The organism is Enterobacter sp. BNK-8 (assembly GCF_048685095.1).
Classification (GTDB): domain Bacteria; phylum Pseudomonadota; class Gammaproteobacteria; order Enterobacterales; family Enterobacteriaceae; genus Enterobacter; species Enterobacter quasiroggenkampii.
The window spans coordinates 857952-883666 of record NZ_JBLQTN010000001.1 but is presented as its reverse complement, the minus strand read 5'-3'; the positions used below and the strand labels follow the sequence as shown (position 1 = coordinate 883666).

Below are 25715 nucleotides of genomic sequence, written 5' to 3'. Positions count from 1 at the left end.
GCGTCACATTGCAGCGTTAACCTTGTCACAAAATAACGCTATGAATGGAGAACGCTATGGCACAACCCATCATTTTCGATTGCGATCCGGGTCATGATGACGCGATCGCGCTCGTTCTTGCACTTGCCTCCCCTGAACTCGACGTCAAAGCCGTCACCTCTTCCGCCGGAAACCAGACGCCGGATAAAACCCTGCGTAACGTTTTGCGCATGCTGACGCTGCTCGGGCGCACCGATATTCCCGTCGCCGGTGGCGCCCTCAAGCCCCTGATGCGTGGATTAATTATCGCGGATAACGTGCATGGTGAAAGCGGTCTGGACGGTCCGGCGCTGCCTGAACCGGGCTTCACGCCGCAAAACTGCACCGCCGTGGAGCTGATGGCGAAGGTGCTGCGCGAGAGCGCGGAGCCCGTGACGCTGGTGGCTACCGGGCCGCAAACCAACGTCGCGCTGCTGCTGAACAGCCACCCTGAACTGCACAGCAAAATCGCCCGTATCGTCATCATGGGCGGGGCCATGGGTCTGGGAAACTGGACGCCGTCCGCAGAATTCAACATTTTTGTCGACCCGGAAGCGGCGGAGATCGTCTTCCAGTCCGGTTTGCCCGTCGTGATGGCGGGGCTGGACGTGACCCATCGCGCGCAGATTATGGCTGACGACATTGAACGCTTTCGTGCCGTGGGTAATCCGGTCGCGACAACCGTGGCTGAGCTGCTCGACTTCTTTATGGAGTATCACAAAGCCGAGAAATGGGGATTCCACGGCGCGCCGCTGCACGATCCGTGCACCATTGCCTGGCTATTAAAACCGGAGATGTTTACCACCGTCCACAGGTGGGTTGGCGTTGAAACTCAGGGGAAATACACCCAGGGGATGACGGTGGTGGACTACTACTCGCTGACGGGAAATAAGCCGAATACAACGGTGATGGTGGATATTGACCGTGAGGCGTTTGTGGATTTGCTGGCGGAGAGGCTGGCTTACTATAGTGCGGCCTGATGCCCTCACCCCGGCCCTCTCCCACGGGGAGAGGGAGCACACACTAAAAACGGCAACATGGTTGCCGTTTTGCTTTTACCTTGTGCGGCCTGATGCCCTCTCCCACGGGGAGAGGGCGCAAACCTGCGCTTTTACCTAGGGCTCAAACGGACGACGCTGGAACTGATCGTGGCCGCATTTCGGACACAGCGACAGAACCTCCGGCGTATACACCGCAATATGGTGGTGGCAATTCTCGCACACCAGATTTCCCAGCCCGACCACTTCACCGCTGTGGTAAACACCGTGGTGGTTCAAATCCTGAAAGACTTCACGCCACTCCAGCTGCGTTTTATCCGTGATATCGGCCAGCTCCTGCCACAGGCTCTCTTTGATCACCCGCATGAAAACGCTGTCCGTGACCTCCTCCTGGCTCTCCTGGTAGCTGCGCGCGAACTCTTCCAGATCGCGACGCACGGCACGCGTCACCTCTTCCACTTCGGTTCGCGTTAACTCACCCGTTTGCGACACGCGGGCACGCGCCTGCTCTACCAGCGCATCGATATCGCGCTCGCCGTTACGCAGCCGTTCCGTCAGTGTCGCCACCAGTTCGCGGTAAAATTGAGCAACCTTGTTCATCATTTTGCCTCCCGGGTAAGTAACTATTTCTAATAATAGACCTTATTTCATCGCCGCTTTGTCAGGTGAAGCACAGACCCGGTAAATTCCTGCAAAGCGCATTTGCGCGAAAGGCTGTTTTGACGCGGGCGTTTGGGCTATGCTATGCGGATCTGAATTACCACATCCATTGGCTACATTTGTAGCTGTATTGAAAACAGGACCACTGGCTGCCATGCAAGAGCAATACCGCCCGGAAGAGATAGAATCAAAAGTCCAGCAACACTGGGACGAGAAGCGCACCTTTGAAGTAACCGAAGACGAGAGCAAAGAGAAGTATTACTGCCTGTCGATGCTTCCCTATCCTTCTGGTCGACTACACATGGGCCACGTGCGTAACTACACCATCGGTGATGTGATTGCGCGTTACCAGCGCATGCTGGGTAAAAACGTTCTGCAACCCATCGGTTGGGATGCGTTCGGTCTGCCTGCGGAAGGCGCGGCGGTAAAAAATAATACGGCGCCGGCACCGTGGACGTATGACAACATCGCGTACATGAAAAACCAGCTCAAAATGCTGGGCTTCGGCTATGACTGGAGCCGCGAGCTGGCAACCTGTACCCCGGAATACTACCGCTGGGAACAGAAGTTCTTCACCGAGCTGTACAAAAAAGGCCTGGTGTACAAGAAGACCTCTGCCGTTAACTGGTGCCCGAATGACCAGACCGTTCTCGCGAACGAACAGGTTATCGATGGCTGCTGCTGGCGCTGTGACACCAAAGTAGAGCGTAAAGAGATCCCGCAGTGGTTTATCAAAATCACCGCTTATGCTGATGAGCTGCTGAACGATCTGGATAATCTGGACCACTGGCCAGATACCGTTAAGACCATGCAGCGCAACTGGATCGGCCGTTCCGAAGGCGTGGAAATTACCTTCAACGTTGAGAACTACGACCAGACCCTGACCGTCTACACCACCCGTCCGGACACCTTCATGGGCGCGACCTACCTGGCCGTGGCCGCAGGTCACCCGCTGGCGCAGAAAGCGGCAGAAAACAATCCGGAACTGGCTACCTTCATCGACGAATGCCGCAACACCAAAGTGGCCGAAGCCGATATGGCAACGATGGAGAAAAAAGGCGTTGATACCGGCTTTAAAGCCATTCACCCGCTGACGGGCGAAGCGATCCCTGTCTGGGCCGCCAACTTCGTACTGATGGAATACGGCACGGGCGCCGTGATGGCCGTTCCGGGTCACGACCAGCGCGACTACGAATTTGCCACCAAATATGGCCTGACCATCAAGCCAGTTATCCTGGCGGCTGACGGTTCTGAACCAGACCTGTCCGAACACGCGCTGACCGAAAAAGGGACCTTGTTCAACTCCGGCGAGTTCAGCGGTCTGAGCTTCGAAGAGGGCTTCAACGCCATCGCCGACAAGCTGGCCTCCCTTGGCGTGGGCGAGCGTAAAGTTAACTTCCGTCTGCGCGACTGGGGTGTTTCCCGTCAGCGTTACTGGGGTGCGCCAATTCCAATGGTGACGCTGGAAGATGGCACCGTGATGCCAACGCCAGAAGATCAGTTGCCGGTGATCCTGCCGGAAGACGTCGTCATGGACGGCATCACCAGCCCGATCAAAGCCGATCCTGAGTGGGCTAAAACCACCGTCAACGGCCAGCCTGCGCTGCGCGAAACCGACACCTTTGACACCTTTATGGAGTCATCCTGGTACTATGCACGCTACACCTGCCCGCAGTATCAGGATGGCATGCTGGATTCCAACGCGGCGAACTACTGGCTGCCGGTAGATATCTACATCGGTGGTATCGAACACGCCATCATGCACCTGCTCTACTTCCGCTTCTTCCACAAGCTGATGCGCGATGCGGGCATGGTGAACTCTGACGAACCTGCAAAACAGCTGCTGTGCCAGGGCATGGTGCTGGCGGATGCCTTCTATTACGTCGGTGCAAACGGCGAGCGTAACTGGGTTTCTCCGGTTGACGCGATCGTTGAACGCGACGAGAAGGGCCGTATCGTGAAGGCCAAAGACGCCGAAGGTCATGAGCTGGTCTACACCGGCATGAGCAAGATGTCTAAGTCGAAAAACAACGGTATCGACCCGCAGGTGATGGTTGAGCGTTACGGTGCAGATACCGTGCGTCTGTTCATGATGTTTGCTTCTCCGGCGGACATGACGCTGGAGTGGCAGGAGTCTGGCGTAGAAGGCGCAAACCGCTTCCTGAAACGCGTCTGGAAACTGGTTTACGAGCACACCTCACTGGGCGATGCCCCGGCGCTGAACGCCGCCGCACTGACTGAAGATCAGCAGGCGCTGCGTCGTGATGTTCATAAAACGATTGCGAAAGTGACCGATGATATTGGTCGTCGTCAGACCTTCAATACCGCAATTGCGGCTATTATGGAACTGATGAACAAGCTGGCGAAAGCGCCGCAGGACGGCGAGCAGGATCGTGCCTTAATGCGTGAAGCACTGCTGGCCGTCGTTCGCATGCTGAACCCGTTCACGCCGCACGTTAGCTTTACCCTGTGGCAGGAGCTGAAAGGCGAAGGCGATATCGACAACGCGCCGTGGCCGCAGGCTGACGAAGCCGCGATGGTGGAAAACACCACGCTGGTCGTAGTCCAGGTGAACGGCAAAGTCCGCGGTAAAATTACCGTGGCGGTCGATGCAACCGAAGAACAGGTTCGCGAACGCGCGGGCCAGGAACCACTGGTCGCTAAATATCTTGAGGGCGTTACCGTACGTAAAGTGATCTACGTACCGGGTAAACTGCTGAATCTGGTCGTTGGCTAAGCGCGGGAGGAAACGTGCGACAACTGGCAACAATACTCTTATCTCTGGCGGTGCTTGTCACCGCTGGCTGTGGCTGGCACCTGCGCAATACCACGGCGGTGCCTGCTCAGATGAAAACCATGATCTTTGATTCCGGGGATCCGAATGGCCCACTCAGCCGGGCAATTCGCAATCAGCTGCGTCTGAACGGCGTTGAGCTTGTTGAGAAACAGACGCTGCGTCAGGATGTACCGTCTCTGCGTGTGACAGGAAGTGGTCTGTCGAGAGATACCGCGTCTATCTTCCAGGATGGCCGTACCGCAGAGTATCAAATGGTGTTGACGGTCAACGCGGCAGTTCTGATCCCGGGTAAAGACATCTATCCGATCAGCACGAAAGTGTACCGTTCGTTCTTCGATAACCCGCAGACGGCGCTGGCAAAAGATGCCGAACAGCAGATTATCATCAACGAAATGTACGACAAGGCGGCGGAACAGCTGATCCGTAAACTGCCTAGTATTGCAGCGTCAACCAAACAAGGATCTGACATTGTTGATAAACCGGTTGATGGCACGCTTCCTGCTGCTAACTCTCTGGGTAAATGATGATCAGGCTGTATCCTGAACAACTCCGCGCGCAGCTCAATGAAGGGCTGCGCGCGGCGTATCTGCTTCTTGGAAACGATCCGTTATTGCTTCAGGAAAGCCTGGATGCCGTGCGGCATGCCGCCGCCGCGCAGGGTTTTGATGAACATCACACCGTCCAGCTGGATAACAACACCGACTGGAACGCCCTCTTCTCGCTCTGTCAGGCGATGAGCCTGTTCGCATCGCGCCAGACAATTCAGATCCTGCTGCCGGAGAACGGCCCTAACGCGGCGATAAACGAGCAGCTCGCTACGCTGGTCAGCCTCTTACACAGCGATCTGCTCCTTATTGTGCGTGGCAACAAGCTGACCAAAGCGCAGGAAAACGCGGCCTGGTTTACCCAACTCGCGACCCATGCGGTGCTGGTCACCTGTCAGACGCCTGAGCAGGCACATCTGCCTAAATGGGTCGCCGCGAGAGCGAAACAGCACAACCTTCAGCTGGATGACGCGGCAAATCAGCTGCTTTGCTACTGCTATGAAGGTAACCTGCTGGCCCTGGCGCAGGCGCTTGACAGACTCTCCCTGCTCTGGCCGGACGGCAAGCTGACCTTGCCGCGCGTCGAGCAGGCCGTTAACGACGCGGCGCACTTCACGCCGTTCCACTGGGTGGACGCGCTGCTGTCGGCAAAAAGTAAACGCGCCCTGCATATTCTGCAGCAGCTGCGCCTCGAAGGCAGCGAACCGGTTATTCTGCTGCGAACCCTGCAGCGCGAATTACTGCTGCTGATTACGCTCAAGCGTCAGTCTGCCCATACGCCTTTGCGTTCGCTGTTTGATAAACACCGGGTGTGGCAAAATCGCCGGGCTTTGACCACCGAGGCCATCAACCGCCTGAGTCATGAACAGCTTCGCCAGGCGGTACAGCTTCTGATGCGCGCCGAGCTTACGCTAAAGCAAGATTACGGCCAGTCGGTCTGGGCGGAGCTGGAAAGCCTTTCTCTGCTGCTCTGCCACAAGGCGCTGGCAGACGTTTTTATTGATGGATAGTATGCATTCTTTACAGGCCCTGTATGGCGGCACCTTCGACCCGGTACACTACGGGCATCTGAAGCCGGTTGAAATTCTGGCGAATCTGATCGGCCTTCAGCGCGTTACCATCATGCCCAATAATGTCCCGCCCCACCGTCCGCAGCCCGAGGCGACCAGCGAGCAGCGAAAAGAGATGCTTGCCCTGGCCATCGCAGATAAGCCACTCTTCCGGCTTGACGAGCGTGAGCTGCGTCGCGAAACCCCCTCCTGGACCTCGCAGACGCTTCAGGAGTGGCGCGCAGAACAGGGGCCAGACCAGCCGCTGGCTTTTATCATCGGTCAGGATTCCCTGCTGAACTTCCCCACATGGCATAAATATGAAACCATTCTGGAGAACAGCCATCTGCTCGTCTGCCGCCGTCCTGGCTATCCGCTGACCATGCGCGAAGCGCAGTACCAGCAGTGGCTGGAAGATCATCTCACCGCCAATGTTGAAGATCTCCACAATCAGCCTGCCGGGAAGATTTATCTGGCGGAAACGCCGTGGTTCGATATCTCTGCGACCCTCATTCGCGAGCGTTTACAGCAGGGTTTAGCATGTGACGATCTGCTCCCCGCACCGGTGCTGGCCTATATCCATACGCACGGTTTGTATCAGAAAAGCGCAGATGAATAGCGGGAAGGCATAAAAAGCGGCTTATTGTTTATCCTGCCTTGACAGGGTAAGCCATACTGTTATTCTCCGCTGCCAGACTTTCCCGCCAGTCATTGCTTTACAGAAATTGTTTTACAAAAATGGCGATGCAATCTCAGGCGGAGGGTGGGATGATACCCGCCTTCAAAAGCCCGGCCGGAGACATTTGTCCCGACACAGGCATGAGTTCAGGTATACTGCCTGGCTACGAATTCAAAGTTTTACAATCTCATTCACCCCAGGGGGAAAACTTGCAGGGTAAAGCACTCCAGGATTTTGTTATTGACAAAATTGATGACCTGAAAGGTCAGGACATCATCGCGATTGACGTGAAGGGTAAATCCAGTATTACCGACTGCATGATTATCTGCACCGGTACGTCCACGCGTCATGTTGTTTCGATTGCCGATCACGTGGTTCAGGAATCGCGTGCAGCAGGGCTGTTACCGCTGGGTGTTGAAGGCGAAGCGACGGCTGACTGGGTGGTTGTCGATCTCGGCGATGTGATTGTCCACGTCATGCAGGACGAGAGCCGTCGCCTGTATGAACTGGAAAAACTCTGGGGTTAATGCGTGAAGTTGCAGCTGGTCGCCGTCGGCACCAAAATGCCGGACTGGGTACAAACCGGTTTTACTGAATATCTGCGCCGTTTTCCAAAAGACATGTCGTTCGAACTGGTGGAAATTCCCGCCGGTAAGCGCGGCAAGAACGCCGATATCAAACGTATTCTCGATAAAGAGGGCGAACTGATGCTGGCTGCCGCAGGCAAGAACCGCATCGTCACCCTCGATATTCCAGGAAAACCCTGGGATACGCCGCAGCTGGCGCACGAACTGGAGCGCTGGAAGCAGGATGGTCGTGACGTCAGTCTGTTGATTGGCGGGCCTGAAGGGTTATCCCCTGCCTGCAAAGCGGCAGCAGAACAAAGTTGGTCCCTCTCCGCGCTGACGCTTCCCCACCCGCTCGTTCGGGTACTGGTGGCAGAAAGCCTGTATCGCGCGTGGAGCATTACTACCAACCACCCCTATCACCGCGAGTAATGACTGACCAGGGTAGATTAAGCAGCGGATGAAACTACAGAATTCTTTTCGCGACTATACGGCTGAGTCCGCGCTGTTTGTGCGCCGGGCGCTGGTCGCCTTCACCGGGATTTTGCTGCTTACCGGCGTGCTGATCGCCAACCTTTATAATCTGCAAATTGTCCGCTTTACCGATTACCAGACGCGTTCCAACGAAAACCGTATCAAGCTGGTACCTATCGCACCCAGCCGCGGCATTATTTACGATCGTAACGGCACCCCGCTGGCGTTAAACCGCACCATCTATCAAATCGAGATGATGCCGGAAAAAGTCGATAATGTTCAGGATACACTGGAAGCGCTGAAAAGCGTTGTTGACCTTAACGACGACGATATCGCCGCCTTTAAAAAAGAACGCGCCCGCTCACACCGATTCACCTCCATTCCGGTTAAAACCAACCTGACGGAAGTCCAGGTGGCCCGCTTTGCGGTGAACCAGTACCGTTTCCCTGGCGTGGAAGTAAAAGGTTACAAGCGTCGCTACTACCCCTACGGCTCCGCGCTGACGCATGTGATTGGCTACGTCTCCAAGATTAACGACAAAGACGTCGACCGCCTCGATAAAGACGGCAAGCTGGCGAACTACGCCGCAACGCATGATATCGGTAAGCTGGGCATTGAACGCTACTACGAAGATGTCCTGCACGGGCAAACCGGCTATGAAGAGGTTGAGGTTAATAACCGTGGCCGCGTGATTCGCCAGCTTAAAGAGGTACCGCCGCAGGCGGGGCATGACGTCTATCTGACTCTCGACCTTAAGCTGCAGCAGTATATTGAAACCCTGCTAGCGGGCAGTCGTGCAGCCGTTGTGGTCACAGATCCTCGAACCGGCGGCATCCTGGCGATGGTGTCAATGCCAAGCTATGACCCGAACCTGTTTGTTGACGGCATTTCCAGTAAAGACTACTCCGGTCTGCTGAATGACCCCAACACGCCGCTGGTGAACCGCGCGACGCAAGGGGTTTACCCACCGGCATCAACGGTTAAACCGTACGTGGCGGTCTCTGCACTGAGTGCTGGCGTCATCAACCGCAATACCAGCCTGTTTGACCCGGGCTGGTGGCAGCTGCCGGGTTCGGATAAGCGCTATCGCGACTGGAAAAAATGGGGCCACGGTCATCTGAACGTCACCAAATCGCTGGAGGAGTCTGCGGATACCTTCTTCTATCAGGTGGCCTATGACATGGGGATCGACCGCCTGTCAGAGTGGATGAGCAAATTCGGCTACGGACACTACACCGGCGTTGACCTTGCGGAAGAACGCTCCGGCAACATGCCGACGCGCGAATGGAAGCTGAAGCGCTTTAAAAAGCCGTGGTATCAGGGCGATACCATTCCGGTGGGTATCGGTCAGGGCTACTGGACGGCAACGCCGCTTCAGATGAACAAAGCCATGATGATCCTCATCAATGACGGCGTGGTGAAAGTGCCGCATCTGCTGCAGAGTACGGTTGAAGACGGCAAAAAAGTGCCGTGGAACCAGCCGCACGAAGCCCCAGTGGGTGACATTCATTCCGGCTTCTGGGAAATCGCGAAAGACGGTATGTACGGCGTGGCAAACCGCCCGAACGGTACCGCACACAAGTATTTCGCCGGGACGCCGTACAAAGTGGCGGCGAAGTCCGGTACTGCGCAGGTATTTGGCCTGAAAGCCAACGAAACCTATAACGCGCACCGCATTGCCGAACGTCTGCGTGACCATAAGCTGATGACGGCGTTTGCCCCTTATGACAACCCGCAGGTCGCGGTGGCAATGATTCTGGAGAACGGCGGTGCCGGGCCTGCAGTAGGGACCATCATGCGCCAGATCCTTGACCACATCATGCTGGGTGATAACAACACCGAACTGCCGGCTGAAAACCCGGCCGCCGCTGCGGCGGAGGACCAATAATCATGACGGATAATCCAAATAAAAAATCGCTGTGGGACAAAATCCACATCGACCCAGCCATGCTGCTGATCCTGCTGGCTCTGCTGGTTTACAGTGCGCTGGTTATCTGGAGCGCCAGCGGCCAGGACATCGGGATGATGGAGCGCAAAATCGGCCAGATCGCCATGGGCCTGATCATTATGGTGGTGATGGCGCAGATCCCGCCGCGCGTTTACGAAGGCTGGGCGCCCTATCTCTACATCTTCTGTATTATTTTGCTGGTTGCGGTCGATGCGTTTGGTGCCATTTCAAAAGGGGCGCAGCGCTGGCTGGATTTGGGTATTGTCCGCTTCCAGCCCTCGGAGATTGCCAAAATCGCCGTGCCACTGATGGTGGCACGCTTTATCAACCGCGACGTCTGTCCGCCGTCTCTGAAGAATACCGCCATCGCGCTGGTGCTGATTTTCCTGCCAACGCTGCTGGTTGCGGCACAGCCTGACCTTGGCACCTCAATCCTTATCGCGCTCTCCGGTCTGTTTGTCCTCTTCCTGTCGGGCCTGAGCTGGCGCCTGATTGGTATCGCGGTGGTGCTGATAGCGGCGTTCATCCCTATTCTCTGGTTCTTCCTGATGCACGATTACCAGCGCCAGCGCGTCATGATGCTGCTCGATCCGGAAACCGATCCGCTGGGCGCGGGCTATCATATTATTCAGTCCAAGATTGCGATTGGCTCCGGCGGCCTGCGCGGGAAAGGCTGGCTGCACGGTACGCAGTCGCAGCTGGAATTTTTACCGGAACGCCACACCGACTTTATCTTTGCCGTACTGGCGGAAGAGCTGGGGCTGGTGGGTATCTTAATACTCCTGGCGCTATACGTTCTGCTGATCATGCGGGGATTGTGGATTGCAGCACGCGCGCAAACGACCTTTGGTCGCGTCATGGCTGGCGGGTTGATGCTGATTTTATTCGTTTATGTCTTCGTAAATATTGGTATGGTGAGTGGTATTCTGCCGGTGGTAGGCGTACCGCTGCCGCTGGTGAGTTACGGGGGCTCGGCACTGATCGTGTTGATGGCCGGGTTTGGTATCGTGATGTCGATCCATACCCACAGAAAAATGTTGTCAAAAAGCGTATAAAAATAAGGGGATCGGAATGCGTAAGCAGTGGCTGGGGATCTGCATTGCGGCAAGTTTACTTGCGGCCTGCACAAGTGATGATGGTCAGCAACAGGCAACCGTCGCGCCGCCGCAGCCTGCGGTGTGTAATGGCCCAATCGTTGAAATCAGCGGTGCCGATCCCGTTTATGAACCGCTGAATGCCAGTGCCAATCAGGATTACGAGCGCGACGGCAAAAGCTATAAAATTGTTCAGGATCCTTCCCGTTTCAGTCAGGCGGGCTTTGCCGCCATTTACGATGCCGAGCCAGGCAGTAACCTGACGGCCTCCGGGGAGACGTTCGACCCGATGCAGCTGACGGCGGCACACCCAACGCTGCCGATCCCGAGCTACGCCCGCATCACCAACCTGGCAAACGGCCGTATGATTGTCGTGCGTATCAACGACCGCGGCCCGTACGGAAATGACCGGGTGATCTCCCTGTCTCGCGCGTCAGCCGATCGTCTGAATACCTCAAACAACACCAAAGTCCGTATTGACCCGATTATCGTGGCACAGGATGGTTCGCTGTCCGGGCCAGGTACCGCGTGTACGACGGTGGCGAAACAGACCTATGCCCTGCCCGACCGCCCAAATCTTGACGGCGGAATGGGCAGCGTCTCTTCTCCGGCCGAGCCTGCTCAGCCGGGGGAGAAATACGCCCAATCAGCAATGACACGCTGCAAAGCGACGATTCAACGGGCGCACCGGTAAAGAGTAGCGGCTTTCTTGGCGCACCGACGACCTTAGCCTCGGGCGTGCTGGAAGGCAGTGAGCCTACCCCAGCCCCCGCTCCCGTTGCTACGCCAGCGACCCAGTCGGCTCCCGTAACGGCGCCCGCGGCCACGCAAAGTGCAGCGGTGACGGCTCCAACAGCGGCCAGCGGCAGCTATGTGGTTCAGGTCGGCGCAGTGAGCGATCAGGCCCGGGCCAAACAGTATCAACAGCGTCTGAGCCAGCAGTTTGGCGTACCAGGACGCGTTGAGCAGAACGGTGCGGTCTGGCGCATTCAGATGGGGCCGTTTGCCAGCAAATCGCAGGCAGCCTCCCTGCAGCAGCGTCTGCAGAATGAAGCTCAGCTTCAGTCATTTATCGCTGTTGCGAAATAATTAACCGGCGGTATCCGAATTGTCAGTTTGTGTAAAACACATTCACAAACTCATGCTTAAAGTCGGATGCCTGCCTGAATAGCATTTGCTATAGTAAGGCACTTTTTTTAATTCCATCACGGATGTCGTAGTTCTGACCATGAAGACCACTTTTTCTGCTCGTTTTGTGCAGCGCATGGCGCTGACCACGGCCCTTTGCGCGGCTGCGCTCTCTGCAGCTCACGCCGATGACCTGAATATCAAGACCATGATCCCTGGCGTTCCGCAAATCGACGCGGAATCCTACATCCTGATCGATTACAACTCTGGCAAAGTGCTGGCAGAACAGAATGCCGATGCCCGCCGTGACCCGGCCAGCCTGACCAAAATGATGACCAGCTACGTTATCGGCCAGGCGATGAAGGCAGGTAAATTCAAAGAAACGGATCTGGTCACCATCGGTAACGATGCGTGGGCGACCGGGAACCCGGTCTTTAAAGGTTCCTCTCTGATGTTCCTGAAACCGGGTATGCAGGTTCCTGTTTCCCAGCTGATTCGCGGTATCAACCTGCAGTCGGGTAACGATGCCTGCGTGGCGATGGCCGATTTCGCCGCCGGTAGCCAGGATGCTTTCGTGGGCCTGATGAACAGCTACGTGAACGCACTGGGTCTGAAAAACAGCCATTTCCAGACCGTACACGGCCTGGACGCAGACGGTCAGTACAGCTCCGCACGTGATATGGCGCTGATTGGTCAGGCGCTGATCCGCGATGTCCCTAATGAGTACTCTATCTATAAAGAGAAAGAGTTCACCTTCAACGGTATCCGTCAGACCAACCGTAACGGCCTGCTGTGGGATAACAGCCTGAACGTTGACGGCATCAAAACCGGTCACACCGACAAAGCGGGCTACAACCTGGTCGCCTCCGCCACTGAAGGCCAGATGCGTCTGATCTCTGCCGTGATGGGGGGTCGCACCTTTAAAGGCCGTGAAACAGAAAGCAAGAAGCTGCTGACCTGGGGCTTCCGTTTCTTCGAAACCGTGAATCCACTGAAAGCAGGCAAAGAGTTTGCGTCTGAACCCGTCTGGTTCGGTGACAACGACCGTGCTTCTCTCGGCGTTGATAAAGACCTGTACCTGACCATTCCGCGCGGTCGTATGAAGGATCTGAAAGCCAGCTACGTACTGAACAGTACCGAGCTGCACGCCCCGCTGCAGAAAAACCAGGTTGTGGGTACCATCAACTTCCAGCTGGATGGTAAAACGATCGATCAGCGTCCGCTGGTGGTCCTGCAAGAAATTCCTGAAGGCAATTTCTTCGGCAAAATCATTGATTACATTAAATTGATGTTCCACCACTGGTTTGGTTAAAAATCGAACACTTGAAAGTGTGATTTTGATCCCCATATACTAAGTATCCTGATAACTCCCACCTGACGTGGGAGTTATTATTTTTTGACGTTACGCCGGAGCTGACATGAAAACCAAACTTAACGAACTGCTTGAATTCCCTACCCCATTTACCTACAAAGTAATGGGTCTGGCGAAACCTGAGCTGGTTGATCAGGTGGTTGAAGTGGTACAGCGCCATGCGCCGGGTGACTACTCTCCGTCAGTAAAACCAAGCAGCAAGGGCAACTACCACTCGGTTTCTATTACCATCACTGCGACACACATTGAGCAGGTTGAGACGCTGTACGAAGAGCTCGGCAATATCGAAATCGTTCGTATGGTGCTGTAGTCCCTTTGCGGTTACCCGGTTTGTCGGGTAACCCCTCTCCCCGCTGTGATATACTCCCGCATACCTTTTGTCCCTCGTCTTCGGAGACGCAGTTTTGTATCAGGATAAAATTCTGGTCCGTCACCTCGGGCTGCAACCTTACGAGCCTGTCTCCCAGGCTATGCATGACTTCACCGATTCACGCGATGATACAACCCCCGATGAGATCTGGCTGGTCGAACACCTGCCGGTCTTTACGCAGGGTCAGGCGGGTAAAGCAGAACATTTATTAATGACGGGCGATATCCCGGTTATCCAGAGCGATCGCGGCGGCCAGGTCACGTACCATGGGCCCGGGCAGCAGGTGATGTACGTCCTGCTCAATCTGAAGCGCAGAAAGCTGGGCGTCCGTGACCTGGTTACCCTACTGGAACAAACCGTCGTCAACACGCTGGCGGAATATGGTATTGATGCGCATCCGCGTGCCGATGCGCCTGGGGTTTACGTTGGGGAAATGAAGATCTGCTCTCTGGGGCTGCGTATTCGTAAAGGCTGCTCATTCCACGGCCTGGCATTGAATATTAATATGGATCTTGCCCCTTTCCAGCGCATAAACCCCTGCGGCTACGCCGGTATGGAAATGACGCAAGTGCGCCAGTGGGTTGAAACCGCTACGCCAGACACTATTCGTCCCGTGCTTTTGAAGAACGTGTTAGCACTACTTAACAATCCCCCGCACGAATATATCCCTGCTTAATATATCCTACAACAGGGCTCGCTAATTTGGCGGGCCACCGTTTATTTACCGTTTTTGCACTTTACAATAATCCACAGATTCTATATTTTCGAAGCGCCCGAATATTACCGCTACATATTATTTAGCCTCCAGCAAGCACGGCAAACACGGCATAAGTAACGTGAGCAATTATCACACAAGTGTTTGCTTTTGATAAACAAGTGAAACAAAACCAACACTTTACGAATCTCTACAAGCATAATAAATAAATTCAACTATCATTCATATTGTGAATGTATACGGAGTGAAAGCGTGGAGTATAATAATTTACCAGCCAAACGACTGAATGAACCTGGTGGCGAAGACAAGCCGCAAATTTTTCGGACTTTACGTAATATTGATCTCAATTTACTGACTATTTTTGAGGCAGTATATGTCCATAAGGGTATCGTTAACGCTGCGAAAATTCTTAATCTCACGCCATCAGCAATTAGCCAGTCCATCCAAAAGCTACGCGCTATATTTCCTGACCCGTTATTTATCCGTAAGGGTCAGGGGGTAACGCCGACGGCCTACGCCACGCATCTCCATGAGTACATCAGCCAGGGGTTGGAGTCGATTCTGGGCGCACTGGATTTAACCGGGAGCTACGATAAGCAGAGAACCATCACCATCGGCTGTTCCCCTTCGGTGGGTGTGCTGGTCATGCCTGCGATCTTCCAGGCCGTGAAAGAGCATGCTCCGCAGCTCCTGCTTCGCAATGTGCCTCTCCATGAACCTGACGTTCAGCTTGCCCAGTTCCAGACGGACCTGATTATTGAAAGCGGCAGCTTCAGCGCCAGAGCGCTGGGGCAAAATGTGCTTTATACGGACAACCTGGTACTGGTTTGCCGGCAGCAGCATCCGGTTCTCAGCGAACCGCTGACCCTCGAAAACCTGCGCAACTACGACCACTCGTCTTTTATGACCGAAGGGCAATCTAACCATGCCCTTCGTCAGCGTATTGATGAAATTTTCCCGGAACGTCAGATCAGCTTCAGCAGTTACAATATGTTCACCACCGCCTCTCTGATCGGCAGCAGCGATATGCTGTGCGTGATGCCATCACGCCTGTATAACCTGCTCCAGAAGTGCTGGCCGCTGGACAGCATTCCCCTCAGTCAGCTTAATGCGGAATCAGTTGAGATTTCACTGCATTACAACAAGCTGAGTTTGCGCGATCCGGTCCTGGAAAACGTCATCCGCATTATCCGTCAGGCCTTCTGACAGGTTGAGCCAGCATAAGCCCCTGTGACAGGCAGGGCAAAAGGCACAAAACAACAACTATTTTACAAATTGGCGATCTGGCAGGCTGCTTTAACGACCGTTTCAATGATATACTGCCTGTCGTTCGTTCAAAAATAGTTGATAAATACAACATTCCCTTGAATTGAAACGCTTTCCTTCGATATTCGCAACTGGAACACGCACGCTATGAGTAAACCCATTGTGATGGAACGCGGTGTTAAATACCGCGATGCCGATAAAATGGCCCTTATCCCGGTTAAAAACGTGGCTACAGAGCGCGAGGCGCTGTTAAGAAAACCGGAATGGATGAAAATCAAACTTCCGGCCGACTCTTCGCGTATCCAGGGGATCAAAGCGGCGATGCGCAAGAATGGCCTTCACTCCGTTTGTGAAGAAGCCTCTTGTCCGAACCTTGCTGAATGTTTCAATCACGGTACCGCGACGTTTATGATTCTGGGTGCTATCTGTACCCGCCGCTGCCCGTTCTGCGATGTTGCTCATGGCCGTCCGGTCGCACCTGATGCTAACGAACCTCAGAAGCTGGCGCAGACTATCGCCGACATGGCGCTGCGCTATGTGGTTATCACGTCCGTTGACCGTGACGATCTGCGCGACGGCGGAGCGCAGCACTTCGCTGACTGTATTACGGCCATTCGCGAGAAAAGCCCAAACATCAAAATCGAGACGCTGGTGCCTGACTTCCGCGGCCGTATGGACCGTGCGCTGGATATCCTGACCGCGACGCCACCGGATGTGTTTAACCACAACCTGGAGAACGTGCCGCGTCTCTATCGTCAGGTGCGCCCGGGCGCTGACTATAACTGGTCTCTGAAACTGCTGGAGCGTTTCAAAGAAGCGCATCCGCATATTCCGACCAAGTCAGGCCTGATGGTGGGTCTGGGTGAAACTAACGATGAAATCATCGAGGTGATGCGCGATCTTCGCCGCCACGGTGTGACCATGCTGACCCTGGGCCAGTATCTGCAGCCAAGCCGTCACCACCTGCCTGTACAGCGCTACGTGAGCCCGGACGAGTTTGATGAAATGAAAGCCGAAGCGATGGCGATGGGCTTCACCCACGCAGCCTGCGGCCCATTCGTTCGCTCCTCATACCATGCCGATATGCAGGCTAAAGGCGAAGAAGTTAAATAAAGCTGTAATATTCATTTACAGTAATACAAAAAAACCGGCCTCATGAGCCGGTTTTTTTTCGCATGCCCTCAGGCGTTGCTGTCACTCTTTGTGAGAAAGCTTATCTGCCGGGACGTCATCCTCAGCGCTTTTCTTCGCGGCTGCATCATCGTCGTTCATCGCTTTCTTAAAGCCTTTGATGGCAGCCCCCAGGTCACCACCCAGCGTGCGTAACTTCTTGGTACCAAACAGCAGGACGACCAGTGCGGCAACCACCAGCAGTTTGGTAATACTAATCTCACCCATAGATACCTTCTTTACTTAAAACAGGCTGCATTCAGCGCCAAAACCTGATTGTATTAACGGTCATTTAGCGCGTGCACACAATAGCAATCTGTAACAAGGTGAATCAAGCATTGTTGAAAAAAACATCACAATAATTGCGGTGGCGCAAACCGACGATTGCGAAGAACAGGTAATTGCTGACGTGCAAGCGCAATTCTGTCTATGTTTATCTCCGCCACCAGCAAATCCGGCGCTTCCGCAGCGGCGGCAATCGTCACACCCAGCGGATCGACCACCCTGCTTTGCCCGATGTTTTTCGTGCCGCACTCTCCTGCAGCAACAACATAGCAGGTGGTATCCAGCGCGCGTGCCGCCAGCAGCGTTGCCCAGTGGTGCTCTTTTAACGGTCCTTTGACCCACGCGGCAGGGAGTACCAGTACGTCCGCCCCTTGCAGCGCCAGATGGAGCGCCAGCTCCGGAAAACGCAGGTCATAGCACGTCATCAGCCCGATCTTGAATCCGTCAATCTCCAGAAGCGGTGGGATACTGTCTCCGGGGTCAACGCGCCGCGACTCCTGAATGCTGAACGCATCATAGAGATGGAGCTTGGCGTAACGTGCGACAATGGCTCCGCCGCGAATCGCCACCAGCGTATTCACTGCACGGCCCGGCGTGGAGGGAACATGGATCGTTAAGATCGTCGTCATCGTATTGCCCATGCTCTGGGCAAGCAGTTGCTGTAAAAATTCACCGTCCAGCGGTTGCGCGGACTTCACCGATAAATCCGGATCATTATCATCCCTGGCCAGCAGCGCCTCGGGGAGCACCAGCAGCGATGCGCCTTTCTGCCGGGCCTGCATCATCAGGTTGACGCATGTTATCGCGTTCGCCTGCCAGTCTGGCGTGACCGCAAATTGCCCTACCGCAACATACATATTTGTCCCCTCATCATAAACGGCGTTAAACTCGCTTCTCTTACACATCAAATAGCAGGTATTTAGCGTGTTACAACTACTTTTAGCCGTTTTTATTGGTGGGGGAACGGGTAGCGTTGCGCGATGGTTTCTGAGTATGCGGTTTAACCCGCTGCATCAGGCGATTCCCATGGGGACACTGGCTGCAAACCTGATTGGTGCCTTTATCATTGGCATGGGGCTGGCCTGGTTTAACCGAATGACGCACATTGACCCAATGTGGAAAGTCCTGATTACCACCGGATTCTGCGGCGGATTAACCACCTTTTCGACGTTCTCTGCGGAAGTGGTGTTTCTCTTTCAGGAAGGCCGTATCGGCTGGGCGCTGGCAAATATCGCAATTAACATGCTCGGCTCGTTTGCGATGACGGGGATCGCATTTTGGCTCTTTTCCTCCGCAAGCACGCATTAACAGACGGACCGTTAATGTTGGCTTAATTTTTCTCTGTCACTCTGAGTGCAGTACTGAACGAGGGTGACAGAATGAAACAGAGTCTGATGAGCGCAGGCATGGTGTTGTTGAGCATGCTGATCGTTGCAAGCTTCCTGAAAATGTATCTGCTTGGCTGATTCAAAACGAAAAAAACCCGCTCAATGAGCGGGTTTTGAAATTCTTGCTGACGCGTCTGAATTACAGAGCGATTACGTTAGCAGCAGAAGGGCCTTTGGCACCGTTAGTGATTTCGAACTCTACACGCTGACCTTCAGCCAGAGTTTTGAAACCATTAGACTGGATTGCAGAGAAGTGTACGAACACGTCTTTGCTGCCATCTTCAGGAGTAATGAAACCGAATCCTTTGGACTCATTAAACCACTTAACGTTACCTTTAATCTTAGACATCAAAATTACCTTTACATTAAAAAACGACACAAATGCTGTGTCGGTTACCAGTACATCAATTGTGAGACCTTTTGTCCAGCGGATCTTTGATAAAAAGTGACTAAAGTCGCGTTAATTTTCACTGGCCGATTTTTATCGTTTATGAATCAACGCCTGCACGTTTTTTCACCAGACTATGACGTTTTTTCAGTTAAAACTGAAAACGCATCCAGGCGAAGTAAACGTTACCGTTGTTATACGTGCCCGGAATGTAGGTCATCTGGAACGTTGCGGGACCGTAGCCGATAGAAGCCAAAGGCAGCAGCACCGGGATCGGAATGTAATTCCAGTTGTCACGCGCGGTGACCCCCGCGGTGTAGCCTAACCCAACATGAAAGTTCTCGTCGGCTAGCGGGCGCCAGGTTTTCTCCCAGCCGTAGCCTCCGATCGGCTCCCATTTATTAAAGGAGTCTTTAAAGGCCATCAGATAGATGCCATGCCAGTTTCCCTTTTCATCCCAGCGCGACTGACCAAAACCCGCGCCCCACGGACGCTCGTTGTATTTATCGGTCTTCTCTTTGTCATATGCAAAACGCGCATGCCACGTTATTGCCGGAACATAGAGATCATAATGTTCCGGCGACGTCCAGGTCTGGGAGACATTATCCGTAAAGGTTGAGAACCATCCTTTATCCGTCGCGTTGTCCTCTGCCTGTGCAACAGAAGAAAACGTTAACTGCCCAAAAATAAACAATAAAATTGAGAAAAATGTATTACGTACGATCACAATGCAATTACCATTCTTAGTATTCGAGGCAAAGTTTACCATAAAATAGTTGAATCAAAGCTTAACGGCATCAGCGTTATTCCTAATTATTCGGCCTTTTTCCGGGAATATTCTTAATAAAACCGGACAGTAAGGTCGAATAAGCACATACAGGGTGGGCCTTTAGCCTGTTTCACCTTCTTTATCAGTAGCATGCCGCATTATACAAAATATTAACAATCTGTTATCATTGTAAGGACATATTGCGCTATTTCTGACGGTCAAGACCCGCATGGCATAAATGTATGAGCCATGGCAAAAACACGGTTGTTCTGCTCTCTAGTCGTCTGTTTATTGATTTTAATCAGCAAGAACAGGCCATTTATTCGGCACATTTTCATCCTTCTTTTTTTTATTGATTTTTTGTGCTCCATAGCAGCAGAGATACAGGGGAAATCATGCTTACGTTATTCGAGCTCCTTATTGGAGTCGTCGTCATTGTCGGTGTCGCACGCTACATCATTAAAGGCTACTCGGCCACGGGCGTATTATTTGTTGGCGGTTTAACGCTGCTGATTATCAGCGCACTGATGGGGCATCAGGTGTTGCCTGCCAGCGCAACCAGCACCGGTTACACCGCCACCGATATTGTGGAATATATTAAAATATTGCTCATGAGCCGCGGCGGTGACCTGGGCATGATGATCATGATGCTGTGCGGTTTTGCGGCCTACATGACTCATATCGGCGCCAACGACATGGTCGTTAAGCTTGCCTCCAAACCCCTGCAATACATCAACTCGCCGTATCTGCTGATGGTCGCCGCCTATTTCCTCGCCTGCCTGATGTCACTGGCCGTTTCGTCGGCTACCGGACTTGGCGTACTGCTGATGGCCACGCTGTTCCCGGTCATGGTGAACGTCGGTATCAGCCGCGGCGCGGCAGCAGCCATTTGCGCGTCTCCGGCTGCGATTATTCTCTCTCCGACCTCCGGCGACGTCGTGCTGGCGGCAAAGGCTGCGGAGATGTCGCTCATCGACTTCGCCTTTAAAACCACGCTGCCGATCTCCATTGTTGCCATTGTCGGCATGGGTATCGCGCATTTCTTCTGGCAGCGCTATCTCGATAAGAAAGAAAACATCAGCCATGAAATGATGGACGTGAGTGAAATCACCACCACCGCTCCCGCGTTTTATGCCATTCTGCCCTTCACGCCGATTATTGGGGTGCTGATTTTTGACGGCAAATGGGGCCCGCAGCTGCACATTATCACCATTCTGGTGATCTGCATGCTGCTGGCTGCCGTGCTGGAATTTGTGCGTGGTTTTAACACGCAAAAGGTGTTCTCGGGTCTGGAAGTGGCCTATCGCGGCATGGCGGATGCCTTCGCTGGCGTGGTGATGCTGCTGGTGGCAGCGGGCGTTTTTGCTCAGGGTCTGAGCACCATCGGCTTTATCCAGAGCCTGATCTCTATCGCCACCTCGTTCGGATCGGCCAGTATTATCCTGATGCTGGTCCTGGTGGTACTCACCATGCTGGCGGCGATGACCACCGGTTCCGGTAATGCGCCTTTCTACGCTTTCGTTGAGATGATCCCGAAACTGGCTCACTCCTCCGGTATTAACCCTGCCTATCTCTCCATTCCCATGCTGCAGGCGTCAAACCTGGGCCGTACCATCTCCCCGGTATCAGGCGTGGTGGTTGCCGTTGCCGGGATGGCAAAAATCTCCCCATTCGAAGTGGTAAAACGCACCTCCGTACCCGTTCTGGTTGGGCTAATTATCGTAATTATCGCCACGGAGGTGCTGGTTCCCGGCGCAGCCTAACCTAAATTAGGGATATCCAGAAAGCGCCTGCGGGCGCTTTTTGTGCTTTAATAACCCCCAGAAATTAATCACGCTCATTCGATCAGGAAATCATATGTTCAGGAAGGATATTGTTATCCCGTCCGGCGCAATCGCGCTTGCACTCTGTGTCTTCTCCACACAGGCAGAACCGCTCAAGGCAACCCAGTATGGCGATTTCGATCGCTATGTGCTGGCTCTGTCCTGGCAAACCGGGTTTTGCCAGAGCATGGTCGAGCGCAACCGCAATGAACCTGACGAATGTCGCCTGCAAAAAGAGCGCGAAAATAAAGCCGATTTTCTGACCGTTCACGGGTTATGGCCCGGCCTGCCGAAATCCATTGCCGCACGCGGGGTAGATGAGCGTCGCTGGATGCGTTTTGGTTGCGCCACGCGCCCCATTCCGAACATGCCGGAAGTGAAGGCCAGCCGCAAATGCGAAGCTGCCGAAACCGGGCTGTCGCTTTCCGCTGCCGCAAAGCTCAACGACGTGATGCCGGGCGCGGGCGGTAACTCCTGCCTGGAGCGTTACGAATACGCTAAACATGGCGTCTGCTTTGGTTTCGATCCCGATGCCTATTTCGGCACGATGGTGCGGATGAATCAGGAAATTAAAAACAGTGCGGTCGGTAAATTCCTTGCCGGTCACTACGGGAAAACCGTCACTCGCAGCGATTTTGACAGTGCCGTGGCCAGGAGCTGGGGCAACGAGAACGTCAAAGCGTTCAAGCTGACCTGCAGCGGCAACCCGGCTTATCTGACCGAGATGCAGATTTCGCTGAAGGCAGACACCATTAACAACCCGCTTTCTGCGACCTCATTTGCCCCGCAGCCACATCCGGGTAACTGCGGTAAACAATTTGTGATTGATAAAGCCGGCTACTGATCCACCGTTGGGCGCACCATATCAAACCGGTTTTCATCGCTGATGCCATAGTACGCCGTCGGCCCACCCGCACGCAGGATGGGCTGCGCTTTCGCCGTCTGGTATATCCCCTCTTCCAGCAGCGTTTCGGCAATATGGATACCGACCACTTCCCCCAGCACCAGCCACGTGTCCACCGGCGTACCGTCAGCCCCCGTCAGCTGAATGCACTGCGACAGGCGACACTCAAAATTCACCGGGCTTTCTGCAACGCGAGGGGCGTTCACCAGCTGGCTGGCCGCTGGCGTGAGCCCGGCAAAGCTAAATTCATCCCGATCGTGGGGAAGCATCGCGGAGGTTTGATTCATCGCCTGGGCAAGATCGCGCGTTGCCAGATTCCAGACAAACTCTTTTGTCTCAGTAATATTACGCACGCTGTCCTTCCAGCCGTTGCTGGAAAAGCCGATGATCGGTGGGCGATAGTTAAAGCAGTTAAAGAAGCTGTACGGTGCGAGATTCAGCTGACCGGCCTTATCGCATGAGGAGATCCAGCCTATCGGACGCGGACCAATAATGGCGTTCAGCGGGTCATGCGGGAGGCCGTGTCCCTGAGACGGTTGATAGAAGTACATAATTCTCTCTCGTTGGCGGGCAACGCCCGGATTCAGGACACTCAGCGTAACGTATTCCGCCAGGAATGAAGACTGAATAAATTTCAGCAAAATTCATATGGCCCATGAATGTGACTTTCATCACTTCAAACTTGCGCGCTCAGCCAGTATCATCGGGAGAGTTAAACCCTCGCTGCCAGACGGCGAGGGTTTTCTTTTGGATCAGTTTCTGCGTAAGACGCAGCATTAACGACATGGAGTAAAAAATGTCCAGACCTACCATTATCATCAATGAGCTCGACGCAGAACGTATCGACAGGCTGCTGGAAAAAGCGGAGTTCGCCTCGCTCCCCGTGGCCGACGCCCTGAATGAGGAGCTCGACCGGGCACAGATGTGCACGCCTGAGACGATGCCGCATAACGTGGTCACCATGAACAGCCAGGTGAAATTCCGCAACCTGACCACCGGTGAAGAGTTGACCCGTACGCTGGTTTACCCCGCTCAGATGACCGACAGCAGCGCACAGCTTTCTGTTCTGGCCCCTGTGGGTGCCGCACTGCTGGGGCTGCGTACGGGGGATACGATCCACTGGGAATTGCCGGGCGGTGCCTCGACCCATCTGGAAGTGCTGGAGCTGCTCTACCAGCCAGAAGCCGCGGGCGATTACCTGCGTTAATCTCTTCTGAATAAGCGCCTACCCGCTTTGCACAGAGGATGCAGCCGCATCCTCTTTCCGCAAATTCACCCGATTTTCCTATACCGCGCAAAATGGCCTTAATCCACGCTTAATCTGTTTTGGTGCCGCGGGGACGGTCATGAGTGAGATAGGCGTTATCACACTTATCTTTCTGATTTTTGTGGCGATTATCGTCACGGCTGTGCTCTATCTTGAACGTCACTGGTAAGCGAACATTCTCAGGCCCCCCCACCCGGGAAGGCATTCACCAGTCCCTTAACGGTCTGCTCTGCGGCTTCGGGCGTGTCTGCCCCCGGGACCAGAATCACCTTCCGGCACTCCTCCTCCCGTTTTTCGAAAATCTTATAGGCACGCTCCGCATCGGCAAGGGGGAGATAATGGGTCACGATCTCTTCCGGCGTAAGCAGCCCTTTTTCGATCAGCGGTAGCAGTTCCCCCAGCCAGGCATGGACGTGCGTCTGGCCCATCTTAAACGTCAGCCCCTTATCAAAGGCATCGCCAAACAGGAAGCCATGGATAAACCCTGCGTATACGCCGGGTACGCTGACCACCCCGCCGCGCCGCACGGCAGCCATGCACTGACGCAACGCTTTGCCGCTGCTGCCTTCAATTTTAAGATTGCTGAGGATCGTTTCCGTGGTGCTGCCTTTCGCTTCAAACCCGACCGCATCAATCACAGCGTCAACGCCGCGCTGGCCCGCGGTCTGCTCGATGATTTTTTCCGCGGCGTCGTTATCATCATCAAAGTTGATGGGAATTGCACCGTATCGTGCCTCGGCAAATCGCAACCGGTACGGATGGTGATCGATGACAAAGATCTGCTCAGCCCCCAGCAGTCGCGCGCAGGCAATGGTCAGTAGCCCCACCGGCCCGGCACCGAAAACGGCTACGCTTGAGCCTTTTTCAATCTGTGCATTTTTTGCCGCCTGCCAGGCCGTGGGTAAAATGTCGGACAGGAACAGTGCTTTATCATCAGAAAGAAGCTGCGGGACTTTAAACGGCCCGATGTTCCCCTTTGGCACGCGAACGTATTCCGCCTGTCCCCCCGGCACACCGCCGTAGAGGTGGCTATAGCCAAACAGCGCGGCCGGCGCGGGGATTTGCTTTTTATTCAGTGCAGCACCCTGCCCGGCGTTGGTATTCTCACAGGCCGCGTATTGCTGCAGACGACAGAAGAAACAGTCTCCGCAGGCGATGACAAAAGGGATCACCACGCGATCGCCTTTTTGCAAATTCTTGACCTCTGCACCGCACTCGACGATTTCCCCCATAAACTCATGGCCAAAAATATCGCCGTGCTGCACCTTCGGGATCTTTCCGCGGTAGAGATGCAAATCGGAGCCGCAGATAGCCGTGGCCGTGACACGCAGAATGATATCGTCGGGCTGTTCGATGATGGGGTCGGGGACATTCTCGACGCGAACATGGTGTGGACCGTGATACGTAAGTGCTTTCATGCGACCTCCGAAAGGTTCCAGGTAAGTGTATAAGGGTAGCTACCCCTGAAGGTCTGCCCGTGAATACGGTTCTTTTGAGATTTATCCTGGCAAGATAAGAAAACTGACGGGGCGCTTACAGAAACCATGACTATTTTGTGGTTGAATGAGTACAGCGTTTATAAACAAGGAGAAACGGGTATGTATCAGAGAATCATTATGCCGGTTGATGTTTTTGAGATGGAGTTGAGCGACAAGGCCGTACGCCACGCGGAGTTCCTGGCGCAGCACGACGGGGTCATTCATCTGTTGCACGTGCTCCCGGGCTCCGCCAGCCTGAGCCTGCACCGCTTTGCTGCCGATGTGCGCCGCTTCGAAGAGCATCTGCAGCACGAGGCGGAAACGCGCCTGCAAACCATGGTCAGCCACTTCAGCATCGACCCTTCACGGATCAAAACGCACGTCCGATTCGGCAGCGTACGTGATGCGGTAAATGAACTGGCGAACGAGCTGAAAGCAGACGTGGTGGTCATCGGTTCGCGCAACCCTTCCATTACTACGCATCTGCTGGGATCTAACGCCTCAAGCGTGATCCGCCACACGCATATACCGGTGATGGTCGTCAGATAAAAAAAGAGGCCACCT

General features: G+C 54.3%; 27 protein-coding genes and 1 pseudogene. 21 read left to right on the top strand and 7 right to left on the bottom strand.

The genetic code is table 11. The features are described from left to right. The first annotated feature begins 56 nt into the window (after positions 1–56). Positions 57–998, top strand: coding sequence for a pyrimidine-specific ribonucleoside hydrolase RihA (gene rihA, locus ACMGGU_RS04210; RefSeq protein WP_420300271.1), 942 nt, complete (start codon positions 57–59; stop codon positions 996–998). Between the two features lie 135 nt (positions 999–1133). Here the strand turns inward: rihA and ACMGGU_RS04205 are convergent, their stop codons facing one another. Then, entirely contained in the window at positions 1134–1616 is a 483-nt protein-coding gene (locus ACMGGU_RS04205; RefSeq protein WP_023617134.1) for a zinc ribbon-containing protein, read from the bottom strand. Between the two features lie 214 nt (positions 1617–1830). Here ACMGGU_RS04205 and leuS point away from each other — a divergent pair, with 214 nt between their 5' ends. The 14 genes and pseudogenes from leuS to lipA all read left to right on the top strand — a co-directional run bounded on the left by leuS (position 1831) and on the right by lipA (position 16792). After that, positions 1831–4413, top strand: coding sequence for a leucine--tRNA ligase (leuS, locus tag ACMGGU_RS04200; protein WP_045909589.1), 2583 nt, complete (start codon positions 1831–1833; stop codon positions 4411–4413). Positions 4414–4427: 14 nt separating this feature from the next. After that, on the top strand, positions 4428–4997 hold the full coding sequence (lptE, locus tag ACMGGU_RS04195; protein ID WP_008501042.1) for an LPS assembly lipoprotein LptE: 570 nt from the start codon (positions 4428–4430) through the stop codon (positions 4995–4997). Then, positions 4997–6028 (top strand): DNA polymerase III subunit delta, encoded by a 1032-nt coding sequence (gene holA / locus ACMGGU_RS04190; RefSeq protein ID WP_048026955.1) that lies wholly within the window; start codon positions 4997–4999, stop codon positions 6026–6028. The genes lptE and holA overlap by 1 nt, the downstream gene beginning before the upstream one ends. Next, the gene (gene nadD / locus ACMGGU_RS04185; protein ID WP_420300270.1) at positions 6021–6686 is read left to right on the top strand and encodes a nicotinate-nucleotide adenylyltransferase; all 666 of its coding nucleotides are present in this window, start codon (positions 6021–6023) and stop codon (positions 6684–6686) included. The genes holA and nadD overlap by 8 nt, the downstream gene beginning before the upstream one ends. 269 nt (positions 6687–6955) lie before the next feature. Beyond that, entirely contained in the window at positions 6956–7273 is a 318-nt protein-coding gene (gene rsfS / locus ACMGGU_RS04180; RefSeq protein ID WP_023334893.1) for a ribosome silencing factor, read from the top strand. Positions 7274–7276: 3 nt separating this feature from the next. Then, entirely contained in the window at positions 7277–7744 is a 468-nt protein-coding gene (rlmH, locus tag ACMGGU_RS04175; RefSeq protein WP_163330467.1) for a 23S rRNA (pseudouridine(1915)-N(3))-methyltransferase RlmH, read from the top strand. Positions 7745–7772: 28 nt separating this feature from the next. Further along, complete coding sequence (mrdA, locus tag ACMGGU_RS04170; RefSeq protein ID WP_008501038.1) at positions 7773–9674, top strand: peptidoglycan DD-transpeptidase MrdA; 1902 nt, start codon at positions 7773–7775, stop codon at positions 9672–9674. A gap of 2 nt (positions 9675–9676) precedes the next feature. Beyond that, entirely contained in the window at positions 9677–10789 is a 1113-nt protein-coding gene (gene mrdB, locus ACMGGU_RS04165) for a peptidoglycan glycosyltransferase MrdB (RefSeq protein WP_008501037.1), read from the top strand. Positions 10790–10805: 16 nt separating this feature from the next. After that, positions 10806–11917: pseudogene (gene rlpA / locus ACMGGU_RS04160) on the top strand (endolytic peptidoglycan transglycosylase RlpA). A 139-nt stretch (positions 11918–12056) separates the two neighbouring features. Beyond that, a complete protein-coding gene (gene dacA / locus ACMGGU_RS04155; RefSeq protein WP_008501035.1) occupies positions 12057–13268 on the top strand; it encodes a D-alanyl-D-alanine carboxypeptidase DacA in 1212 nt (403 codons plus the stop codon). A gap of 106 nt (positions 13269–13374) precedes the next feature. Beyond that, entirely contained in the window at positions 13375–13638 is a 264-nt protein-coding gene (ybeD, locus tag ACMGGU_RS04150; protein WP_003858718.1) for a DUF493 family protein YbeD, read from the top strand. Between the two features lie 94 nt (positions 13639–13732). Continuing rightward, positions 13733–14374: a lipoyl(octanoyl) transferase LipB gene (gene lipB, locus ACMGGU_RS04145; protein WP_248220961.1), complete on the top strand. Its 642-nt coding sequence runs from the start codon at positions 13733–13735 to the stop codon at positions 14372–14374. Between the two features lie 291 nt (positions 14375–14665). Further along, complete coding sequence (locus ACMGGU_RS04140; RefSeq protein ID WP_395299880.1) at positions 14666–15619, top strand: YbeF family transcriptional regulator; 954 nt, start codon at positions 14666–14668, stop codon at positions 15617–15619. A gap of 207 nt (positions 15620–15826) precedes the next feature. Further along, positions 15827–16792 carry a lipoyl synthase gene (lipA, locus tag ACMGGU_RS04135; protein WP_013097595.1) on the top strand — a complete coding sequence of 322 codons (966 nt, stop codon included), beginning with the start codon at positions 15827–15829 and terminating at the stop codon, positions 16790–16792. Between the two features lie 81 nt (positions 16793–16873). On the opposite strand, the gene tatE is transcribed toward lipA, so the two are convergent. Beyond that, complete coding sequence (gene tatE, locus ACMGGU_RS04130; protein ID WP_023310742.1) at positions 16874–17077, bottom strand: twin-arginine translocase subunit TatE; 204 nt, start codon at positions 17075–17077, stop codon at positions 16874–16876. Positions 17078–17202: 125 nt separating this feature from the next. Next, positions 17203–17991, bottom strand: coding sequence for a deaminated glutathione amidase (locus ACMGGU_RS04125; RefSeq protein ID WP_045909594.1), 789 nt, complete (start codon positions 17989–17991; stop codon positions 17203–17205). A gap of 67 nt (positions 17992–18058) precedes the next feature. Here ACMGGU_RS04125 and crcB point away from each other — a divergent pair, with 67 nt between their 5' ends. After that, positions 18059–18442 carry a fluoride efflux transporter CrcB gene (crcB, locus tag ACMGGU_RS04120; RefSeq protein WP_024907010.1) on the top strand — a complete coding sequence of 128 codons (384 nt, stop codon included), beginning with the start codon at positions 18059–18061 and terminating at the stop codon, positions 18440–18442. A 219-nt stretch (positions 18443–18661) separates the two neighbouring features. On the opposite strand, the gene cspE is transcribed toward crcB, so the two are convergent. Both cspE and pagP read right to left on the bottom strand, forming a co-directional pair. Beyond that, positions 18662–18871 carry a transcription antiterminator/RNA stability regulator CspE gene (gene cspE, locus ACMGGU_RS04115; RefSeq protein WP_002439184.1) on the bottom strand — a complete coding sequence of 70 codons (210 nt, stop codon included), beginning with the start codon at positions 18869–18871 and terminating at the stop codon, positions 18662–18664. 190 nt (positions 18872–19061) lie between these two features. Next, positions 19062–19679 carry a lipid IV(A) palmitoyltransferase PagP gene (pagP, locus tag ACMGGU_RS04110; RefSeq protein ID WP_080474221.1) on the bottom strand — a complete coding sequence of 206 codons (618 nt, stop codon included), beginning with the start codon at positions 19677–19679 and terminating at the stop codon, positions 19062–19064. 395 nt (positions 19680–20074) lie between these two features. Here pagP and dcuC point away from each other — a divergent pair, with 395 nt between their 5' ends. Together dcuC and rna are read left to right on the top strand one after the other, a co-directional pair. Beyond that, positions 20075–21442, top strand: a complete 1368-nt coding sequence (gene dcuC, locus ACMGGU_RS04105; RefSeq protein ID WP_048026951.1) for an anaerobic C4-dicarboxylate transporter DcuC — start codon at positions 20075–20077, stop codon at positions 21440–21442. A 94-nt stretch (positions 21443–21536) separates the two neighbouring features. Beyond that, positions 21537–22346, top strand: a complete 810-nt coding sequence (gene rna, locus ACMGGU_RS04100) for a ribonuclease I (protein ID WP_048226076.1) — start codon at positions 21537–21539, stop codon at positions 22344–22346. Here the strand turns inward: rna and ACMGGU_RS04095 are convergent. Then, on the bottom strand, positions 22340–22957 hold the full coding sequence (locus tag ACMGGU_RS04095) for a flavin reductase family protein (RefSeq protein WP_048226075.1): 618 nt from the start codon (positions 22955–22957) through the stop codon (positions 22340–22342). The genes rna and ACMGGU_RS04095 overlap by 7 nt on opposite strands. A gap of 245 nt (positions 22958–23202) precedes the next feature. Between ACMGGU_RS04095 and rnk the strand changes: the two genes are divergently transcribed. Together rnk and yldA are read left to right on the top strand one after the other, a co-directional pair. Then, positions 23203–23613 carry a nucleoside diphosphate kinase regulator gene (rnk, locus tag ACMGGU_RS04090; protein WP_045261020.1) on the top strand — a complete coding sequence of 137 codons (411 nt, stop codon included), beginning with the start codon at positions 23203–23205 and terminating at the stop codon, positions 23611–23613. 139 nt (positions 23614–23752) lie between these two features. Continuing rightward, complete coding sequence (gene yldA, locus ACMGGU_RS04085) at positions 23753–23842, top strand: small membrane protein YldA (RefSeq protein ID WP_008501020.1); 90 nt, start codon at positions 23753–23755, stop codon at positions 23840–23842. 10 nt (positions 23843–23852) lie between these two features. On the opposite strand, the gene ACMGGU_RS04080 is transcribed toward yldA, so the two are convergent. After that, positions 23853–25091, bottom strand: coding sequence for a zinc-dependent alcohol dehydrogenase (locus ACMGGU_RS04080; RefSeq protein WP_420300269.1), 1239 nt, complete (start codon positions 25089–25091; stop codon positions 23853–23855). 180 nt (positions 25092–25271) lie between these two features. Here ACMGGU_RS04080 and uspG point away from each other — a divergent pair, with 180 nt between their 5' ends. Beyond that, entirely contained in the window at positions 25272–25700 is a 429-nt protein-coding gene (uspG, locus tag ACMGGU_RS04075) for a universal stress protein UspG (RefSeq protein ID WP_420300268.1), read from the top strand. Positions 25701–25715 lie beyond the last annotated feature (15 nt).